An 18,965-nucleotide genomic window follows, 5' to 3' on the forward strand; every position below is an offset into this window, starting at 1 on the left:
AGGCAAGTGGCTGGTGTACACAAAACAGGAACAGATTCGATTTTCGGAGCAGTCTCATGGGAAAGAATACGAAGCGCACTTCAAGCAAAGTGGCCTCTCAGGCAGCGGCAACTCTCAGTGACCCCAACGCCTCTGCGACGGCCAAGAGCCTGGCGGCCTCGGCACTGGCGCAGTCCGGCACAGGCAAACAAACAGGGGCTGCCATGGAAGACAAAGCGTCCAAAGTCCTGCAAAGCGACAAGTACAGTGACGATACCAAGTCTTTGGCCGGGACGGTTCTCGCGCAGTCGAACAAGGCGCGCTAGCCCGCGTCGCGCTAAGAGGGGTCCAGGTCGATGTCGCGTTCCGTAATTTTCATGGAACAGACGTCCTCGGGTGGCACGAACCATGCTCTGGACCGTTTCCCGGTGTTCCACAGGTGTTCTTGCCAGACGACAAACTCGCGGCCATCCACGATCGCGACACCTTCGCGCACGGGAACACCCTTCGTAAGACGCTCATCCACGCGCCGTCCCGGAGCAGGATGTTGGCCGGCCTCCTAGCTGCGGGGTTTCAGTAACTCTGAGGGATCGATGTTGAGGGCGCGCGCGATCTTTTCGAGCGTCGTGAGAGAAGCGGAATACTTGGCATTCTCGATTTTGCCGACATAGCCGCGGTTCACATTCGCACGGTGCGCCAACTCTTCTTGGCTGACGCCCTTGGCACGCCGGGCGTCTTGGAGGTTCAGTCCTACTCGTTCCTTCAGATTCATGACCGAAGATCGGCCACGATGTGGTGTATTTAACCACGCAATATACTATACATTCGACAATGAAGCGGCTGATACTGTGAGATTTTCTTGTTTCAAAGGTGTCGATCAAGCTCGCCATTTGATTGAAGAAGATAGCATGACCAAGTGTGGTAGCGAGTTTGGATCGAGATTTGGGCGAGGTTTTGCCCACTCTGATAGGTAGAGGCGAGGGCGACTCTTAAACTCATGATTGTGGCCGATAAGGTCTATTATGTAAATTTATGGTGAGCAGCCCGCGCACCCGAATGACGCCCCGTCACATCCTTAGAACGGTGGCACCGTCGCGACCGCTAGCTAAATCGCAGTATTATAGTGGGTCAAAGAAACCTACTCACTCGCGCCGCATAGGCTTCAAACTCTGACCCGTACTGTTCCTTCAGCCAAGGCTCCTCCGAGAAGGGCGCGGCTATTAGAACAAGGATGGCAGCGGCTCCGATCGCGAGTGCCCAAGGTGCTGACGAAAGAACCATCCAACCTACGACAATCGCGGTATCAGCCACATACTGAGGATTGCGTGAGTAGCGATACATGCCCACGGTCCTCAGAGTGCCCTTTGCGCCGCCGGTTTGCGGCACCCCGAAATGCGCGACTTCGGACCACACGATGACATTGCCGATCACAATGAAGGGTAGTCCGAGCCCAAACCGCAGCCAATTGGGAAACGCCAGATCGCCCCAGCCCAAGACGCCAAGCACAATCAGAATGCCAAACAACGAAAACGTCGGCACCCAAACCAGTATTGGAGTGATGGCTGTGTACTGCTGGGGTGGCCAGATGCGGCGCTCTGGGTAAGCGATTGACCAAAGGATCGAACCAAGCGTGGCCGCAGCAATTCCCAGACCCACGGAAACCAGAGTAGTTTCCATCAAGTTCCTGCCTTATCATGCCCATAGAGTTTCGCGCCCTCGTGCGCATTTTTCCGATCTTCCAATTCGAGCGTGGAGTGCCGGATATCGAACTCTTCGGCGAGGCGCTGCTTCACGGCAACTTTGATCTTTTCGCCGGACGCGCCATCAGCCGTCACGACATGGCAGTCCAATGCCGTTTCGTTCTCTTGCATCTGCCACAGATGAACGTGGTGGACATCATGGACCCCGTCGACCTCCCTGATTGCAGCAACAACGGCATCATTGTCGATGTCGGGCGGGCTTCCGAGCATCAGGATACGAATGGGGCCACCAATTTCAGTCACGGCGAGATAAAGAATGTAGAGCGCGATGCCGATGGTGATCGCCGGATCGACCCACCACATATCATAGAGCAAGATGAGCGAGCCGCCGATAATCACGGCAACAGAAGCCAACGCGTCTGACAGGTTGTGCAGGAAGAGCGCCCGGATGTTCACGCTGCCCTTCTGCATCGAATACGTCAGCAACGCTGTCAGCGTGTCCACGACCAGCGCCACCGAGCCCAGGATCACCACGGTCCAACCGGCCACTGCGGTCGGCGCGATCATGCGCATTCCGCCCTCGTAGATGAGATAGACACCAACGAGGATGAGGGTCGTGTAGTTGATCAAGGCAGCCACAACTTCGATCCGGCCATAGCCGAATGTCATGCGCTCATCGGCGGGGCGTCTTGCGATCTTTCGTGCAGCGAAGGCGATCACCAAGGACGCCATGTCCGAGAAATTGTGCAGCGCATCGGCAATAAGAGCGAGGCTGCCGGACATGATCCCGCCAACGATCTGCGCAACCGTCAGAAGCGCGTTGGCCCAGATCGCGATGGAGACACGGCGGTCGCCTGACGCGGGATCAATATGCGCTTGGCCGTGATCATGAGGCATGACGCGAGTCCTCGTGGTTATGATTGGGCAATGCCCGGCCGGGAATCTGCGGAACACTCCCGGATCGAATTCGGCGCACTCGTGCATTCATCCAATGGCGGATGATATGGCGGTACAACGAGCCTTTCACGAAGCTGAACGACTGCTGATGATTGGCGTAAAAGTCGTCGGGCGCGTCGAAAGTTCCGAAGTCCTGAACAATGCCGGTTTCCTGGATGTATGTGTCGCTACCTGTCCACTCCACTGGCGGCGCCTGCAGGCAGTTGGTCCCTGCCCCATAACCGCAGAGGCTGGGTGTATCGGAAAATGTGGATTGGAGTGCCGAGAGAAACTCTGCATCCAAAATGAACCCTTCGAGGTTTGCCCAACCCGTCTCGGTCTTCACCTCAACCCATGAGTGAATGATCTCTTCTGGAGCAATCGGATACACGAGTTCGGGCACGACGCCCCGTTGAAGCTCTTTATGAACCGTGAAGCCGTGAAGGCGACAACGGACGCCAACCGCGCGCAGCAGCGCCATGAGAAGCGTCCCCTTGGTGTTGCATTGACCAAAACCGTCAGCGAGCACATCAGCGGCGGAGATGTCGTCTGCGCTGTTGTACCCGAAGGCGATTTCATTGCGGACGAAATCGTAGACTGCGCCGATCCGGTCATGTTGAGAAAGAGCTTTCCACCCTCTGTCTTCGATCAGTTGTGCAATCGACGGGTGGTCGAAGTTTAAGATTGGGGTTGCTGTCAACAGCCGATCATCATCGCTCATTTTCATCTCCTCGAATCGTCTTTGAGTAAGATGTAATTGCTACAGTGACTGTAGGTTCAAGGGCCTTTTGGAAATTAACGCTTGAGGGCCGTGGAAACGGTTAAGCCCCTATTTCATTGTGATCAGTCAGACATTCCGAGTGATCGCGCAAGACCTCGAGAACCTTGCAGTCCGCCGTATTGCCACCGCTGCATTCGTGGATCATGCGCTTCAGCTCGGTGCGAAGCGCTTTCAGCCGATCCATCCTTAGTTCTACTTGTTTGAGTTGTCGCCGGGCGATGGAATCCGCCTCATGGCAGGAGCGGTCGGGATTGTCGCTGAGATCGAGAAGCTCGCGGATCGCTTCAAGGGGAAACCCCAACTGGCGTGCGTGCCGGATAAAGGACAAGCGGTCAACTTCCGCATCCCCGTAGCGCCGCTGCCCGCCTTCAGTGCGACCCGGTTCGGGCATCAACCCGATCTGTTCATAGTACCGGATGGTCTGAACTTTCGTTCCGGTTTTCTTTCCCAAGCTTCCGATCGTGAGCATGCAACCTCCATATCTATAGTGTTGGTAGCTATAGCTATTGGCATGCGCAAGCCAGCACTATAGTCACGGGTCCGTGACAGGCTGGTTTCAAGCCAAGAAACAGCTTGAACCTCTAGCAACTAGAACATTTAGAACGCTCTAAAAATGGGCGGAATCGGGCGCAACACGACCAATGAGATTATCTGCGTTACAAAAAGTGCTTTGGGGACTCGCCGCGATCGCGATCGTGGGGTTCGTCTGGCTGCAAGGTTCCACCAGAAATGAACAGCGCGCTGATGATCCTGCGTTCCGGGCTGATTTCGAACTGACCGATCATCAAGGCATGGTGCAGACGGACGAAGACTTCGCCGGGCGCTGGATGCTCGTCTTCTTCGGGTTCGCCAATTGCCCCGATGTGTGCCCCACGACCCTGGCCGAGGTTGCTGCCGTCATGGATGCGCTCGGCTCCGATGCCGCCAAAGTCCAGCCGCTCTTTATCTCCATTGACCCCGAACGCGACACGCCTGAACAACTCGCGGAATTCGTACCGGCATTTGATGCCAATATCATCGGTCTCACCGGCACGGCAGATCAGATCAAGCGAACATCTGAAACCTTCCGTGTGTACTTCGAGAAAATCGAGGAAGCGGCTTCGCCCGACGGATACACGATGGGGCATTCGTCTCAGCTGTTCCTGTTTGATCCCCAAGGCGGATATGTGGGGGCGTGGGTCTACGGCACACCCGCAGAGGAGATCCTTGCCGATCTGAAAGCGCAGATGTCAATATGAGCCGGGTGATGTCAAAAGAGACGGCTTTGACCGCCGCGTGGATCGTCGCTTTGGGGAGTTCGCTGGCCGTGCTCTATATTGGTGAGGTTCTGGGGCAGGCTCCGTGCAATCTATGCTGGTTCCAGCGTGCGTTTATGTTCCCTCTGGCCGTCGTGTTGGGCCTCGGTCTCTGGTGGGAGGATCACCGGGTCGGTCGCTACGGTGTTGCGCTCGCCCTTGGTGGGGCCGCCATCGCACTCTGGCATCTGGTCCTTTATACCGGGCTCCTCCCGGAGCGTATCCAACCCTGCACTGCGACCGGCCCGTCCTGCACCGATGACAATCAGGTCTTCCTCAGCGTCCCCATCCCACTTTTGTCGTTGGTCGCCTTTGGGCTGATCGCGATCCTGTCCATTTTCTCCCTGAAGGAGCAGCGCACATGAAAAACAAATCAGTCGTTCTATCGGTCCTAATCGTTGGCCTTGCGATCTTTGCCGCCGCCGTTTGGTATCAATCCCGCCCTGCCCTGGTGGCCCAGGTCGAGCCGGTCCAGCCGGAAATCGCAGAGGCGTTAATCCGGCCCTACTCTCCTATCCTCGGCCCCGAAGAGGCCCCTGTCACCATCGTCGAGTTCTTCGATCCGGCTTGCGAGGCGTGCCGCGCCTTCCATCCGATTGTGAAGGACATACTGGCGGAGCATGACGGCGCAGTGCGTGTTGTGCTGAGATATACGCCCTTCCACGGAGAAGGATCAGAGCAGGCCATTCGTGTCCTTGAGGCGGCCCGTATGCAGGGCATTTTCGAGCCGGTCCTGGAAGCGCTCCTCGAGTATCAGCCCCGTTGGGCATCCCATGGCGCGCCCGCTCCTGGCCTGATCCTTGGGATTGCTCAGGAAGCTGGCCTGGACGCGGAAGCCGCGAAAACGCAAATGATGGCACCACAGACAGTTGGTGTTCTCAATCAGGATCGCGCGGACGTGGAAGCAGTTGGCGTTCGGCAGACCCCCACTTTCTTTGTAATTGGCAAACCCCTCGATCCTTTTGGCGCTGACGAGTTGCGCGCCCTCGTCGCAGCTGAAGTCGCGGCGAATGGATCATGACCAAGAGACTATCAGGAACAAACCTATGAGATACTCCACCGCCCTTGCTCTTGCATTCAGTATGCTGGTCGGGTTGCCCACTGCCTCTGTTGCTGGGTCGGAAGATATTGTCGTCGAAGACGCATGGTCTCGCGCGTCAATCGGCATCAACCGTCCAGGTGCGGCCTACATGACATTGCGCAATACCGGGACCGATACAGTGACACTGTTGGGGCTGGAAACGCCGCTCGCCATGATGCCTGACATTCATGAGACCAAGACCGACGCAAATGGCGTCAGTTCCATGGGCCCAGTCGGTGAAATCACCATCCCAGCGGGCGAAAGTGTCGCGCTTGAGCCAGGTGGCATGCATGCCATGCTGATGCGATTGCAAACCAAGATGGTGGAAGGCGAGACCTTTCCGCTGACATTGACCTTTGCCGATGGCGGGACGCTGACCGTTGATGTGCCCATTCTTGGCATTGCGGCACGTGGGCCGGAGGGCTGATGAGCCGAAGAACTCTCCTCACCTATGGTGTCGCAGCTATCAGCGTGGTTGCATTCACGCTGTTCATCGGTTGGTGGCGTGTGGACGGTCCTGGCGCGCCTGAACCTGCAGCTCAGCGACCCTTGCCGCTCACCCAGATGGACTTTCAGATGACCGATCAAGGCGGTGCAACTGTCGGACCTGCGTCGCTTCTGGGCAATCCATCCATGGTGTTTTTTGGCTTCACATACTGCCCTGATGTATGCCCGACGACGCTCTCGGATATCTCGGGCTGGCTCGACGACCTTGGAGATGATGTCGCCGACATGAACGTCGTGTTCATCACGGTCGACCCGGAGCGCGACTCCGTGGCAGCTATGGCCGAGTATGTCAGCTATTTTCACCCAGCGATTCAAGGCTGGAGTGGGACGCTGGAAGAGACGGAGCGCGCTGCGGCAGGCTTCCGCGCGAGCTATGCGAAGGTCGCTACAGAGGGCGACGACTACACAATGAACCACACGGCTAGTGTTTTTCTCTTCGATGCTGAGGGACAGTTTGCGAGCACCATCGATTACCATGAACCACGAGAATTCGCAGTGCCGAAGATCCGCCGTGTTCTCGCAAGAGCAGAAGAAGAAACGTCATGAAATTGAGATACCCTGCCATAGGCGTCGCAGCAGCAGGCGTTGCTGTCGCGTTGGTCACGGGACTCCCGAACAACTGGAAAAGTGCCCCTGTCCCGGAAGCGCTTGTTGCGGTGTCTGATTGGAAGCCGGCGCCACTCCAGAACCCTGCAATCCTAACTCAACCGCTGATGCCCTTCGAGCCAGCGGTTGTTAGATCGGACATAGTCGCTTGGGCACCAGAACCGCCATCGCGCCCAGTCCTTGATGTGGCTATGCCAGAAACCAAGCCTCCAATGGAGATGTGGTCGGGCAGCTTGTCCTCAGGTGAAACCCTGGACGCCTTGCTGTCCAAAGCAGGCCTCTCTGCACCGGATCGCGCCGAAGTGGCGCTGGCGCTGGCCGCGGAATATGACCTGCGCAAGCTCAAACCGGGATATGGGATTGAGGTTGAAACGTCGCTTTCGGGGTCGCTTAGACGGGTGGTATTGTCCGTCGACGCAGGCGTGCAAATCGAAGCCGTGTTCGCACACGAGATTGCCACACGGAAGATCGTTCCTGAGCCCGATCTGGTTCTTCGTGCGGCAGATACGACGGTGGAAACCTCGATCTTTGCAACCCTCGCATCGGCAGATATTCCGGCGCAATTTGCCGTAGACTTGGCCGAGATGTTGGGCGGAACGGTCGATTTCCGACGTGATCTGAAAGGCGGCGAGCGGTTGCAACTGATGTGGCGCGAGGCCACATTCGGCGACCAGGTTATCAGACCGCCTCGCCTGTCTTTCGCTGCGCTAACCATCGACCAAGCTCTCTATGAAATCGTGTGGCCTGACGACAGTTCAGGAAACGCGACAATCTTTGTCGATGGGGAATTGCTACGAGTGTTTGTGCAGCCGGTGAAGGGCGCGCGGCTGAGTTCGGTCTACGGCAATCGCTGGCACCCGGTTTTTGGAGATGTGCGCATGCACACCGGGGTTGATTTTGCGGCGCCGCATGGGACGCCAGTCTACGCAACGGCACCGGGCCGTATCTCATTCATTGGGCGGCGCGGCGGCTATGGGCGCGTGGTTGAGATCGCACATGGTTCCGACACCATGACCCGCTATGCGCATTTGAGTTCTACGCCTGAAGGTCTCTCCATCGGGGACCGGGTTGCCGCAGGCGACATGATCGGCCGCGTTGGTGCCACAGGCACGGCGACCGGTCCAAACCTGCATTATGAAGTGCGCGTAGATGGCCGTCCGACAGATCCGATGTCGGAAGAACGGCTTGCCGAAGTGGCAAGCGCAGAAGGAACCAATTCAGACATTGCGTCGCGCCTTGAAGACAGCCGAGCACAGTTTTCAAGATTGCTGGACACCGACATCGCCACCGCGACATCAGAAAGGCTCTAGAACATGAGACAACTATCGCTCGCAATTGCCTTCTTCCTCGGTCTCGCCACCCAGGCGATCGCTGAAACCACGCCGATTGACGTGAAAAAGACAAACGGCTGCGGGTGCTGCCTTGCGTGGATGGAGCACCTCGAAGAAAATGGCTTTGCACCTACCGGCGAAGACACGTTCGCCGGGCTTCTCGTCCGCTTCAAACTCGACAACGGCGTTCCGCAACGCATGGTGTCCTGTCACACGGGCCTCATCGAAGGGTACGTGATCGAGGGCCATGTGCCCGCAGATGATATTCGCAGGTTGCTCAGCGAGAGACCGGACGCTGTTGGCCTCGCGGTGCCAGGCATGCCGCTTGGATCACCCGGCATGGACCAGAGCCGCTGGCGCGAAGCCTATGACGTGTTTCTCATCAACAACGACGGATCGACGGAAGTCTTCTCCAGCTATCCTGGCAACTGACTTCAACAATGTAGAAAGACCTGAATTTGGATACTCTCTCCCCCATCATGCTCGGATTTCTGGGCAGCCTGGCTGCTGGATCACTGACAGCCGTTGGCGCCATACCCGTGCTCTTTGGGCGGATTCCATCGCGTGCAACACGCGACCTCTCGCTAGGATTTGCAGCGGGTGTCATGCTCGCGGCGTCATTCTTTTCGCTGATCATTCCCGCCCTAGACGCCGCTGACGTACGCTACGTGAACGGAGCGGCGCCGGCAGCCATCGTCTGCGTGGCTATTCTGCTGGGAATGGGTGCCGTTGCCCTGATGAACGAGAAACTGCCGCATGAGCACTTCAGCACGGGTCGTGAAGGGCCGGAGGCGGCATCGCTCCGCCGCGTTTGGCTGTTCATTATTGCCATCACGATCCACAACTTCCCCGAAGGACTGGCAGTGGGTGTTGGCTTTGGGGCAGAAGGTGTTTCTGGCGGTCTGCCGCTTGCCATCGGGATCGGACTACAGAACGCACCCGAAGGATTGGCCGTAGCTGTATCGCTTCTTGGGGAGGGGTACTCGAAGTTCCGCGCTTGGGGGATCGCCGCACTGACAGGCATGGTGGAACCTATCGGTGGTCTGCTTGGGGCGGGGATTATCACGATCTCCGAACCGCTTCTGCCCTGGGGACTGGCCTTCGCAGCAGGTGCGATGCTCTACGTCATCAGCCATGAAATCATCCCCGAGACGCACAGAAGCGGGCACCAGAACAAGGCCACGCTGGGCCTGTCGATAGGACTTGTCTTGATGCTATTCCTTGATGTCTGGCTCGGCTGAGGCGATGAACATGATGAGGACCAGAGTTATCGGACTTCTCAGCGCCTCAGTCGCACTTCTGGCAGATCAAGCCACAAAAATGGTCGTCGTTGGAAATGCCTCGGTGCTCGCAAGAGGCATCGAGGTTTTTCCCGGATTTGACCTAGTGTTTTTTCGAAACGATGGCGTAACCTTTGGTATGCTTGCGGGTTTCCCCTGGTGGGGGCTGACTTTGCTTGCACTTTGCATCTGCTGCGGGTTGTTCCTGTTGCTTTTGCGAACCCAAAGCCAGCTTGAGGCAATTGCTTATGGAGCGATCATCGGTGGCGCGCTTGGGAATATCCTGGACCGTGTCCGGTTTCGGGCTGTGACAGACTTTCTGGATTTCCACATCGGCGACCTTCACTGGCCCGCGTTCAACCTCGCGGATGTTTTCGTCGTCGGTGGTGTCGCTATTTTGCTCCTACCCCCGATCTTACGGTCCAACCGTCATGCGTAAATGTCAATTGGCGTGCCATCGCGTACCATCGCGTAGACATCTTCGATCTGTCGATCCGTGACGGCGATGCAACCGGCCGTCCAATCCTGCTTGTTCGTCGGATCGATACCTTTTCGGGGGCCACCGTGGATGAAGATGTCGCCGCCGGGAGGCTTGCCCTGCGCTTCAGCAAAGGCAACGTCTGCATCGTTGGGATAGGAAATACCGACAGACAGATGAAACAAGCTGTCGGGATTGCGGCGGTCGATGGTGTAGGCACCCTCTGGCGTGCGGCCATCGCCCTCGAATTGTTTGTGTCCCTCCGGCGCGAAGCCAAGGCCGACCGGGTACGTCTTAAGCACGCCTTGCGCGCCATCGAGGACCAGAAGTCTTTCCGACTTGTAAAGGCGCACGCGCGTGACTTCCGGACCGTTGTACGAGCGGAATTTACTCGCGCATCCAGCAAGGAATGCGGCCATACCGCCCATGAGAAGAAAGCGCCTTGGAAACCTGTAACTCATCGCTGCTCGATGTCCTTTGTGGACGATTTGTTTGGAAAATGAGTATCGCAATGCTGAATTCAGATCAATCGCAGCCGACACCCGCTGGATAAGTCACCGCTGGATCAATTGCGGCGCATCCGCATCCCCAAGGGACATTTCAGGCAGCCAGGTGATAAGCTGAGGGAACGAGATCAGCGCCACGATCAATACGATCTCGATGGCAACAAGCGGTACCGCGCCGCGATAGATATCGGACAGATTGACACCCTTCGGTGCCGCCATCTTGGCAAAAAACAGGGCATAGCCGAAAGGAGGCGTCAGGAAGGACGTTTGCAAGGCCAGTGCAATCAGGCCAGCGATCCAGATCTGCTCAAAGTAGGCAGAGCCGACGTGATCTGCGAAGTCGAGCTCTGAAATAATCGGCATCAGTACGGGTACAAAGACCAGCAGTACCTCGATCCAGTCAAACACAAACCCAAGGACGATGATCACGCCAAGGAGGATCGCCAACAGTTCCCACCGGGTGAGATCGAATGCGGATATCCACTCGAAGATGACGTCCGGTCCACCGACCAGGTGGAAACTCAGCGAGAATACCGATGCGCCCAATACGATGAAGAAGACCATCGACGTCATCGTGCTTGTCTGCAGCGTGACAGAGTTCAACGATGAGAAAGACAAGCGCTTTCGCGCCAGCGCGACCAATAGCGCGCCAAACACCCCCACGCCTGCCGCCTCCGTGAGTGTCGCAAAGCCCAGAATGATGCTGAGCGGAATGGATGCGATGACCGCGACAGACGCGAGTACAAACAAAAGGTCTGACACAAGATTGGTCTTGTGTGCGTCCAGCGGGATTTCGACCGTTTTTCTCAAGGTGACCGCAAAGTAGATCGCGAAGGCCATGACCATCAGAAGCACAGGTACGATGAGGGCCACATACATCAATCCAATGCGCAGGTAGAACACGTTCGAGATGAAGAACAGCATCACGGCTGGTGGGAACACGACACCCAGTGCACCAGAGGCCGCAACAGCGCCTCCTGCAGTTCGTGGGGCGTATCCCGACGCCATCATCGGGGCATAGGCCACCAACGCCACAGTGATGACCGATGCGCCGATCACCCCGGCGGCGGGAGCGAGCACGAGGCCGATCAGCAGGGTTGCGATGGCATAGCGACCCGGAACGCCTGTCAGAAGACGCCCCAACAGGCGAAACATGGTTTCGGCAATCCCGCTGGCATTCAGGATCAGGCCCAGAAAAATTAACATTGGAACGCTGGTGAATTGGACGGATTCATTGGTCAAGACACCGCGGGCCCGCAGGTATATCAGCCCCAGATGCTGAAAATCAGTGATCCCCACCCAAACCGCCGCGACAAACCCCAAGAAGCCCGTCCCTGCTAGGACCAGCGCTACCGGAAAACCACTGAAGACCCCGATGGCCATCACGACAAGCATGGCGACCGTGAGGACTTCATTCACCATTATGGAGGCCGCCCGATTGTTCTGGAGCGCCTTGCGCACGTTTCCCCACCAGAAAGGCGATGTTGCGCAGGGCTACGATCACCCCCGCAAGAGCCAGCAAAATAGGGCCGATGACCCCGGCAATACGTTGTGCCCACAACTGGGTTTCCGCATATTTCGTGGTGCGCATCAAACCGTCCCATCCGTAGTAGGTCAGGATGCCAGCAAGCGGCAGAAGGACAAAAAGGCCGCCAATCAGTTCGATCCACGCAATGCGGCGCGCGGACCAATGTCTGCGAAGAACATCAACTCGCACGTGACCGTCGCACAGGTAAGTATACCCAAAGGTCAGGAAGATCAGGATGAATAGCAGAGACGTGGAGAGGTCCGGCAAATAGCTCGACACGCCAAGTTGGAGTTTGCGATCCAGCATCTGAAGCGCGCCGTAAGCGGCAATCGAAACCACGGTCAGCCAAGCAGTCGTGACGCCAATGCCGCGAATGCAACGCTCAATCCAATCTATCAGTCGCAAGCCGCCTCGCCTCCCAACGTGCCTTGCCGGTCGCCTGTCAGTGTCCGTGTGCCAGCGCGCCTTTTGCCATTTCCGTGCCAACCTTTCGTCCACCACGCGGTCCAGCATCGTCCTCGCGGGCCTGTAGAAGCCGCAGCGCATTGGCAACGACAAGAAGGGACACGCCGACGTCAGCGGCGATTGCGCCCCACATCGAGGCCATGCCAAAGGCGGTCGCGACAACAAAGACAGCTTTGGTAGCAAGGGACAGCCCGATGTTCTGTTTGATGATCGACATGGTCCGTCGGGAATGGCCGATCAGCCAGGGCACCTTGCCGATATCGTCGGTCATGAGCGCAATGTCAGCCGTTTCAATTGCGGCGTCCGATCCCACGGCCCCCATGGCGATCCCGTAATGTGCGCGCGCCATTGCAGGCGCATCGTTCACGCCATCCCCGATCATTGCGACAGTGCCATACTCTGCCACCAGTTCTTCGATGGCGGTAACCTTGTCCTCGGGCAGCAGTTCCGCGCGCACCTCGTCGATGCCGACTTCTGCAGCCACTGCCTTTGCCGTGGCCGTGTTGTCGCCTGTGAGCATCACGATCTTTTTCACGCCTTGTGCGTGCAAGCGGGCAACGATGCCCTTGGCATCAGGCCGGATCCGGTCGCGCAATTCCAATACGCCGCTGACGCCAGCCGCGTCCCCAACGGCGACCAGCGTGTTGCCTGCCCCTTCGATGCGGTCGCGCAAATCAGATGGAATTGCGGACCCGAACCCTTTTTCTTCGGCAAATCGGTCTGACCCCAGCCAAATGGACTGGTCGCCCATGTCTCCTTCGAGGCCGCGGCCCGGCACAGTGCGTGTGTTGTCGGCTGCGGAAACGGAGAGGCCGTCTTGTTCTGCACGGCTCAGAATCGCACGGGCCAGCGGGTGTGACGATCTTGCTTCAAGCGCCGCGGCGCGCATAAGCAGGTCGCGTTCGGACGTCTCGCCAATCGGATAGACCGCAGCGACTTCCGGTTCTCCCATCGTGATCGTGCCGGTCTTGTCCATCGCAAGCGCCGTCGTGCGACCCGGCGCTTCAACATAGGCCCCGCCCTTGATCAACACGCCATTGCGCGCTGCGGCCGCAAGGGCTGCGACGATTGAAACCGGCGTTGAGATCACCAAGGCACAAGGGCAGGCGATGACCAGCAGAACTAGCGCGTTGTAGAACCAAAAGCCCCAGTCACCGCCTGCGACAAGCGGTGGAACCAAGGCAATCAGAACGGCCAGCCCCATTACAACCGGTGTGTAGATACGGGCGAACTTCGTCACCCATTGTTCAACCTCGGCGCGGCGTGAATGTGCATCGCCCACCATGCGGATGATTTTGGACAAGACCGTGTCGGAGGCAGCTTTTGTTGCCCGTACAGTTAAAGTGCCCTCGCCGTTGATGGTGCCGGCGTAGACATCATCGCCCGCTCCTTTTGGCACCAAGGCGCTTTCACCCGTAATGGGGGCCTGATCGACGGCCCCTGCCCCGTCGACAACTTCCCCGTCGAGGGGAATACGGTCGCCACCGCGCACGATGAACCGCGCACCGACAGCTACAGCCGCGGCGGGAACGTCGGCCTCTGAGCCATCGTCATAGAGCACACGGGCTGTCGGGGGTGCGAGGTCGAGAAGCGCTGACACAGCATTGCGCGCGCGCCCCACACTCCAACTTTCAAGATAGAGTGACAGCGAAAAGAAAAACGCCACTGTTGCGGCTTCGAAAAACTCGCCAAGCCCGATGGCCCCGGCCACGGCGACCACCATCAACAGGTTCATGTCTGGAGAAAGCCGACGCGCCGACGACCACGCTTTGGGTGCGACAAGCCAAACGCCAAACAGTATTGCTATTGCGAACAGTCCCGCTTCTGCCATGGACATCGGCGCATCACCATGGCCCGAGAACAATCCGATGGCACCGCCGAACCCAGTCTCAATGATGTGGTAGATGAACCCCGCCGCCCAGAAGCCGCCACTGAGCATCGTGAACAGTTTTTGTTTCTTCAGATGTGCGGCCTGATCCGCGCTGGCGTCTTGGATATCCCAGGGTTTGGCCGTCATCCCGGTGGTCGCAACCAATTCAAGGATCTTGTCCGAAGACGGGTTCGTCCCGCCTTCCAAAACCGTCATCCGCGCATTGATAACGTCAAACGCGAGATACTCCGTACCACCAACTTCCGGTCCGACGACCCGGTTCAGGATCGAGACCTCTTCGGCACAATCCAGGCCACTGACATGGAAACTGCGGCCGTCCGAGGCTTGACCGTTCGTTGGCTCAATGGCCTGTCCTCCGCAACAGCTGTCGCAAGCGTCCTCAGATACAGGAGAATGGTCGTGGCTGTTTTGAGCACCGTCATGTGGCATGGATTATCCTCGGATTCGCTGTTATGGGGAGGTCTTACGCCCTACAGCAACTAGAGGTTCAAGAGAAAAATTCGGTCTGTGGGGTGGCCGCGCCGTTCATGAAATGATCGCAGGCGTATTGGGACGAAACCATTGAGTTTCGGTCACTTTCCTCAGGAAATTTGCCTGTGATCTTGCCTTTGCGTTGCACCACATTCCGTCGGATGCGAGAAAGACGCATCTAAGAATTCAAAGCAGCAGGACAGTGAGTTTATGTACACACGGAGCGCAATTTTTATCCTTCTCGGCGTGGCGCTCGGAGCCTGCTCGGAAACCCTCTCGAATTCACAAGGCTCGGGCGCGCTGCCGCCGGTCCCAGAGCAAATCGCTGCGCTGGCGGCTCCAAACCAGGATCTCACAACCGCGCGCTTGCGGCCGGAAGACAACTGCTATTGGTACATGCATTCCGGGCCGGTCGAGGACACGCTCTTGCCGCTCAGGACGTCGGGCGGCAACCCGATCTGCGTCAAACCGGCCGCGTAGCTCTGGCGGCTGGACCGACCTACCTGCCAAGTAGAACGTTAGCTGCGCGCCGTGACACTGTCTTCCGCCGAATAGAGGAATGCGGAGGAGCCGATAGCAACACGGGGATAAAGCTCATTGATATGCGCCATGACCATGCGAACGCATCCGGAGCTGGCACGCCCGCCGATTGAACCTGCCTGGGGCGTCCCATGGATGCGCAGATAGGTGTCCCGCTGTCCGACGAAGAGATAGAGTGCGCGTGAGCCGAGGGCATTGCTTGGTCCCGGCTCCTGGCCGTTTTCAAACTCGGCGTATTCCGGGTTGCGCTCGATCATCGATTTGGTCGGTGTCCAGTGTGGCCACTCGACCTTGCGACGGATCGTGTAGGTCCCCGGCTCGTAGAGATTACCGCGCGCAATCGCTACACCGTAACGCATCGCGGTGCCGCCTTCCTCGATGTGATAGAGATACCGCGCGACCGCATCGACATGAATGTCGCCGGGTGTCAGACTAGGCCGGGATTCAACCCGACGTGGCAGGAAGCGCGGTTGCAATCCCCAAGGGTTCGACGTCTCGAGATCGAAATTTGCAGGTGTCACCTGCGCATCCCAAGCCGCCTTTTGCGATGTCGTTGGCCATGTACTGGCAAAGACAGGGTTTGAAATTTGCGCGGAGAACAGAGCTGCGCTGGTCGCGATGAAATGGCGTCTTGTTAACATGTTGAACTTGTCTCCGTCGTGACAGTCATCTGGCCTCGCGCAGGCCATTTACGTTTTGTCGATACAACCTACACCTCCTAGAGCTTCAAGAAAATAGTTCACGCCACACGGTTTCGTGTGCGCAGAAAAGCTTCTCGATTTTATTGAATACCGAGAATCGAAAGTAGCATTGATCAATCGAATAGGAATTGTCTTTCCGTTGGACAGGGCTCTATCTGTCATGGATCCCTAGGGTCAGGTCGTTCACTGGTCGACCCAACGGCGCGAGTGTGTCACCGTCCTAGAATGGACAGATATTTCACGCTTCAAATGTCCAGCGCTCAGTTTCTCAAGAACGTCTTGTTGTTCAGTCTCGCAGCGTTGCTCCCGATCCTGTTGATTTACATTTTGCTTGCTCCGGGCTTTGCTCCGGCCCTCGCAGCAGGCGGACCAGCGCTTGTGCGATTTCTGAGGCAGGTCGTTACCAATGGATTGCCTGTGATTTTTGTCGTGAATTATGTCAGCTTCTTTCTGTTCGCTTTGACGCAACAACCTGATCGTAAACATCGAGATCCAGCGGTTTTCGTGTTGTTGGATCTGTCGATCCGGGTTGTGCTCTTCCTCAGCCTCCACGCCCTGATCTACGTTTTATCCGCGGATTGGTTCGGTTCGTTCGGAGGTAGCCGCGGGACCGCACTGAGCGTCGTCGCGCCGACGCTTGCGCGCTCTGCGTTCTTTGAAAACATCTCTGGTGTCTATCTCTACGCCACGATGGTGAGCGCGTTGCCTTTGTATGTGTCAGCGATCAAGCAGTCGGCGAGCCTGCGCCCACTTGTCGGGCTCTTTCCACAGAAATCCGGCGTGGCAGTACTCGCTCTGCTTACTCTCCTGCTGGCAGTGGTATCGTTGACACTCGTCGCGGAACTCATTGCGCATCTGCAAGGCTAAAGCGTCCCGCCGAAAACTTGAATCGTTGGGATTCCCTTGAGGGCTGATCTGTGATTCATCCTTCTTGGGAGGATGGATGATGTCAGCACCTTTGCCGGATGCGCTTCGGGCGCGGTTTCAGAGATTGATTGAGGAAGGGTTAAGCGGGCGAGCGGCGGCGTTGCGCTTGAAACTTTCACCGGCCACCGGGGCGCGGTGGGGGCTTGCGATCCGCCGCACCGGACAGGCCCGCGCGGCCCCTCAAGGTCGCCCGAGGGGCAAGGGGAAGCTCGATCCGCACCGCGGTTTCTTCGCTGAAGTCATTGCGCAGGATGGCGACATCACGATGCCGGAACTGGCCTCTGCCCTACATGACGCGACCGGTGTGCGTGCGCACCCGAACGCGATTGGCAAGTTTCTTCGCAAACTCGGATACACGCACAAAAAAAGTCGCTGGTGGCCGCCGAACGCCGTCGAACCAAGGTAAGGCGGCAGCGCGAAGACTGGTTCAAGCATCGCCTTCCAGCCGTATCTGCCCGACCCGAGCGTGTTGTCTTCATTGACGAAACCTCTGTGAAAACCAACCTGACCCGGTTGAGGGGATGGGCACCGCGGGGGGATCGCCTGGTCATGGACGCCCCGTTCGGATCGTGGGGCACGCAGACCTTTATGGCAGGTTTGACTGCCGATGCCATGATCGCGCCCTGGGTGATCAAGGGTGCGATGGATGGTCCTGCATTCGCGGCCTACGTCGAGAAGGTTCTGGTCCCGAAGTTGACCCCCGGCACCGTGGTCATTCTCGACAATCTCGCCACACACAAGAACGCAGCAGCTGCAAAGGCGATGCGCGACGCGGGGTGTTGGTTCCTGTTCCTGCCGCCCTATAGCCCAGACCTCAATCCCATCGAAATGGCCTTCTCAACACTCAAGGCCCACCTCAGGCGCATTGGCGCTCGAACCTTCACTCACATGTTCGACGCCATCGCCGAAGTCTGCGATCTCTACTCCCCACAGGAGTGCTGGAATTACTTCAAGGCTGCCGGATATGTCTCAGGTTAATGGCGGGATGCTTTAGGTCGCCGGATAGGGACTTTTCGAGCGGGGCTTGCGCATTTGTTGCGCAAGGGCGACCAGCCAAAGGCCCGCAAGAGTGGCGCTCCAAAGCGCATTCCAACTTGCCATCGACAGGGCCACGAACTCCCAAGCAACTTCATCACACATCACCAGAGTTGATGGTCCGCTGGTCGCCGACGGAAGAAGATCAGCACCCGATAGGTTCGACATATCGAGCCCCGAGCCGGTGCAAGAGGTCGGCCCTTCCCACCAGTCCCGTTCGACGCCGGTGTGAAAGAAACCAAGGGCCGCGGTCGTTACAGCTGAAGCAGCACCGACCACCAAGAGCGGCAAGACGGGCAGGCCGATGAGCAAGAGCAGACCAACACCCATCGCAACACCATGAGGATATCGTTGCCAGAGACACATCGCGCAGGGCGCATAGCCTAATGCCTGAAACACGAAAGCTGCCATGAGCAACATTGCCGATCCGGCCGCAGCGACTGCGCCAATTTGCTTTGCTGATGCCGTCATGGGTTCTCCTTCGATATTGATGCGGAGCATCTCGCGCCATTTGTGGTCAGGGATGCCGCGATCGTCAGCCCGAAGACTGCAGACCGCGGCAAACCCATCAGTTCGGCATGATGGCCCCAATGGCGTACATGCCGTCTTCGCCCTGGACCAACATCAACGTGACTTCGTCTCCAGCGGCCACGTCACCCATCATTTGGGCGTTGTCGAGGACCGGCAAATCCATGGTCATGGCGGGCCAGCCGATTTCGGGAATGGGATCATGGCTGACATTGGCCGTACCCTCATCAATGGAGTTCACGACGGCCTTTGTGTGAACCGCGCCCTCCATTTGCTCGTCGGACATGGGCATGTTCGAATGATCCATGTTGTGGTTCATTTGCGCGAAGCCCACGGATGTGGAGAGGGCAAGTATCGCAAGTGTTGAAGTGAGTTGTTTCATCGGAATCTCCCTGATGA

Annotated in this window: 26 protein-coding genes; 13 read left to right on the forward strand and 13 right to left on the reverse strand. The window is 57.7% G+C overall.

Annotated elements, in window-relative coordinates:
* The first annotated feature begins 56 nt into the window (after positions 1-56).
* Positions 57-305: a hypothetical protein gene (locus tag KIN_RS21015; RefSeq protein WP_159810873.1), complete on the forward strand. Its 249-nt coding sequence runs from the start codon at positions 57-59 to the stop codon at positions 303-305.
* Positions 306-316: 11 nt separating this feature from the next.
* Here the strand turns inward: KIN_RS21015 and KIN_RS21020 are convergent, their stop codons facing one another.
* The 6 genes from KIN_RS21020 to KIN_RS21045 all read right to left on the reverse strand — a co-directional run bounded on the left by KIN_RS21020 (position 317) and on the right by KIN_RS21045 (position 3,865).
* A complete protein-coding gene (locus KIN_RS21020) occupies positions 317-505 on the reverse strand; it encodes a hypothetical protein (RefSeq protein ID WP_159810875.1) in 189 nt (62 codons plus the stop codon).
* Between the two features lie 33 nt (positions 506-538).
* The gene (locus KIN_RS21025) at positions 539-751 is read right to left on the reverse strand and encodes a helix-turn-helix domain-containing protein (protein WP_058276259.1); all 213 of its coding nucleotides are present in this window, start codon (positions 749-751) and stop codon (positions 539-541) included.
* 356 nt (positions 752-1,107) lie between these two features.
* Positions 1,108-1,656 carry a methyltransferase family protein gene (locus KIN_RS21030; protein ID WP_159810877.1) on the reverse strand — a complete coding sequence of 183 codons (549 nt, stop codon included), beginning with the start codon at positions 1,654-1,656 and terminating at the stop codon, positions 1,108-1,110.
* Entirely contained in the window at positions 1,656-2,576 is a 921-nt protein-coding gene (locus tag KIN_RS21035) for a cation diffusion facilitator family transporter (RefSeq protein ID WP_159810879.1), read from the reverse strand. Before KIN_RS21035 ends, KIN_RS21030 begins: the two co-directional genes overlap by 1 nt.
* Positions 2,566-3,336, reverse strand: coding sequence for a transglutaminase-like domain-containing protein (locus KIN_RS21040; RefSeq protein ID WP_159810881.1), 771 nt, complete (start codon positions 3,334-3,336; stop codon positions 2,566-2,568). Before KIN_RS21040 ends, KIN_RS21035 begins: the two co-directional genes overlap by 11 nt.
* A 100-nt stretch (positions 3,337-3,436) precedes the next feature.
* Positions 3,437-3,865, reverse strand: a complete 429-nt coding sequence (locus KIN_RS21045) for a MerR family transcriptional regulator (protein ID WP_100269137.1) — start codon at positions 3,863-3,865, stop codon at positions 3,437-3,439.
* A 172-nt stretch (positions 3,866-4,037) separates the two neighbouring features.
* Between KIN_RS21045 and KIN_RS21050 the strand changes: the two genes are divergently transcribed.
* The 9 genes from KIN_RS21050 to lspA all read left to right on the forward strand — a co-directional run bounded on the left by KIN_RS21050 (position 4,038) and on the right by lspA (position 9,935).
* Positions 4,038-4,634, forward strand: coding sequence for an SCO family protein (locus tag KIN_RS21050; RefSeq protein WP_159810883.1), 597 nt, complete (start codon positions 4,038-4,040; stop codon positions 4,632-4,634).
* Positions 4,631-5,056, forward strand: coding sequence for a disulfide bond formation protein B (locus tag KIN_RS21055; protein WP_159810885.1), 426 nt, complete (start codon positions 4,631-4,633; stop codon positions 5,054-5,056). The genes KIN_RS21050 and KIN_RS21055 overlap by 4 nt, the downstream gene beginning before the upstream one ends.
* Positions 5,053-5,712, forward strand: a complete 660-nt coding sequence (locus KIN_RS21060) for a DsbA family protein (RefSeq protein WP_159810887.1) — start codon at positions 5,053-5,055, stop codon at positions 5,710-5,712. Before KIN_RS21055 ends, KIN_RS21060 begins: the two co-directional genes overlap by 4 nt.
* Before the next feature lie 61 nt (positions 5,713-5,773).
* Positions 5,774-6,199: a copper chaperone PCu(A)C gene (locus KIN_RS21065; RefSeq protein ID WP_373281689.1), complete on the forward strand. Its 426-nt coding sequence runs from the start codon at positions 5,774-5,776 to the stop codon at positions 6,197-6,199.
* Positions 6,199-6,825 (forward strand): SCO family protein, encoded by a 627-nt coding sequence (locus tag KIN_RS21070; RefSeq protein ID WP_159810891.1) that lies wholly within the window; start codon positions 6,199-6,201, stop codon positions 6,823-6,825. The genes KIN_RS21065 and KIN_RS21070 overlap by 1 nt, the downstream gene beginning before the upstream one ends.
* A complete protein-coding gene (locus tag KIN_RS21075) occupies positions 6,822-8,195 on the forward strand; it encodes a M23 family metallopeptidase (RefSeq protein WP_159810893.1) in 1,374 nt (457 codons plus the stop codon). Before KIN_RS21070 ends, KIN_RS21075 begins: the two co-directional genes overlap by 4 nt.
* A gap of 3 nt (positions 8,196-8,198) precedes the next feature.
* Positions 8,199-8,648, forward strand: a complete 450-nt coding sequence (locus KIN_RS21080) for a DUF411 domain-containing protein (protein ID WP_159810895.1) — start codon at positions 8,199-8,201, stop codon at positions 8,646-8,648.
* A gap of 26 nt (positions 8,649-8,674) precedes the next feature.
* Positions 8,675-9,457, forward strand: coding sequence for a ZIP family metal transporter (locus tag KIN_RS21085; protein WP_100269129.1), 783 nt, complete (start codon positions 8,675-8,677; stop codon positions 9,455-9,457).
* Positions 9,458-9,470: 13 nt separating this feature from the next.
* Positions 9,471-9,935, forward strand: coding sequence for a signal peptidase II (gene lspA, locus KIN_RS21090; protein WP_159810965.1), 465 nt, complete (start codon positions 9,471-9,473; stop codon positions 9,933-9,935).
* Here lspA and KIN_RS21095 read toward each other — a convergent pair.
* The 4 genes from KIN_RS21095 to KIN_RS21110 all read right to left on the reverse strand — a co-directional run bounded on the left by KIN_RS21095 (position 9,926) and on the right by KIN_RS21110 (position 14,793).
* The gene (locus tag KIN_RS21095; RefSeq protein ID WP_159810967.1) at positions 9,926-10,402 is read right to left on the reverse strand and encodes a L,D-transpeptidase family protein; all 477 of its coding nucleotides are present in this window, start codon (positions 10,400-10,402) and stop codon (positions 9,926-9,928) included. The genes lspA and KIN_RS21095 overlap by 10 nt on opposite strands.
* 126 nt (positions 10,403-10,528) lie before the next feature.
* Positions 10,529-11,902, reverse strand: coding sequence for a TRAP transporter large permease (locus tag KIN_RS21100; protein WP_243145001.1), 1,374 nt, complete (start codon positions 11,900-11,902; stop codon positions 10,529-10,531).
* A complete protein-coding gene (locus KIN_RS21105; protein ID WP_243145002.1) occupies positions 11,892-12,413 on the reverse strand; it encodes a TRAP transporter small permease subunit in 522 nt (173 codons plus the stop codon). The genes KIN_RS21100 and KIN_RS21105 overlap by 11 nt, the downstream gene beginning before the upstream one ends.
* A 37-nt stretch (positions 12,414-12,450) precedes the next feature.
* Entirely contained in the window at positions 12,451-14,793 is a 2,343-nt protein-coding gene (locus KIN_RS21110; RefSeq protein WP_159810897.1) for a heavy metal translocating P-type ATPase, read from the reverse strand.
* Positions 14,794-15,045: 252 nt separating this feature from the next.
* Between KIN_RS21110 and KIN_RS21115 the strand changes: the two genes are divergently transcribed.
* Complete coding sequence (locus KIN_RS21115; RefSeq protein ID WP_159810899.1) at positions 15,046-15,315, forward strand: hypothetical protein; 270 nt, start codon at positions 15,046-15,048, stop codon at positions 15,313-15,315.
* Positions 15,316-15,353: 38 nt separating this feature from the next.
* Here KIN_RS21115 and KIN_RS21120 read toward each other — a convergent pair whose 3' ends face one another.
* Positions 15,354-16,016 (reverse strand): L,D-transpeptidase, encoded by a 663-nt coding sequence (locus tag KIN_RS21120; protein WP_159810901.1) that lies wholly within the window; start codon positions 16,014-16,016, stop codon positions 15,354-15,356.
* A gap of 285 nt (positions 16,017-16,301) precedes the next feature.
* On the opposite strand from KIN_RS21120, the gene KIN_RS21125 reads away from it, so the two are divergent.
* Together KIN_RS21125 and KIN_RS21130 are read left to right on the forward strand one after the other, a co-directional pair.
* Entirely contained in the window at positions 16,302-16,943 is a 642-nt protein-coding gene (locus tag KIN_RS21125) for a hypothetical protein (RefSeq protein ID WP_159810903.1), read from the forward strand.
* A 79-nt stretch (positions 16,944-17,022) separates the two neighbouring features.
* Positions 17,023-17,981 (forward strand): IS630 family transposase gene (locus tag KIN_RS21130; RefSeq protein ID WP_159810973.1). Its coding sequence is split into 2 segments (ribosomal slippage): positions 17,023-17,364 and positions 17,367-17,981, totalling 957 coding nucleotides; the frame shifts between segments, so codons are not numbered across the junction.
* Positions 17,982-17,993: 12 nt separating this feature from the next.
* Here the strand turns inward: KIN_RS21130 and KIN_RS21135 are convergent.
* The gene (locus KIN_RS21135) at positions 17,994-18,509 is read right to left on the reverse strand and encodes a disulfide bond formation protein B (protein ID WP_159810905.1); all 516 of its coding nucleotides are present in this window, start codon (positions 18,507-18,509) and stop codon (positions 17,994-17,996) included.
* Positions 18,510-18,606: 97 nt separating this feature from the next.
* On the reverse strand, positions 18,607-18,948 hold the full coding sequence (locus KIN_RS21140; protein ID WP_058320102.1) for a copper-binding protein: 342 nt from the start codon (positions 18,946-18,948) through the stop codon (positions 18,607-18,609).
* Positions 18,949-18,965 lie beyond the last annotated feature (17 nt).

This window comes from Litoreibacter roseus (assembly GCF_009811795.1).
GTDB classification, from domain to species: Bacteria; Pseudomonadota; Alphaproteobacteria; order Rhodobacterales; family Rhodobacteraceae; genus Litoreibacter; species Litoreibacter roseus.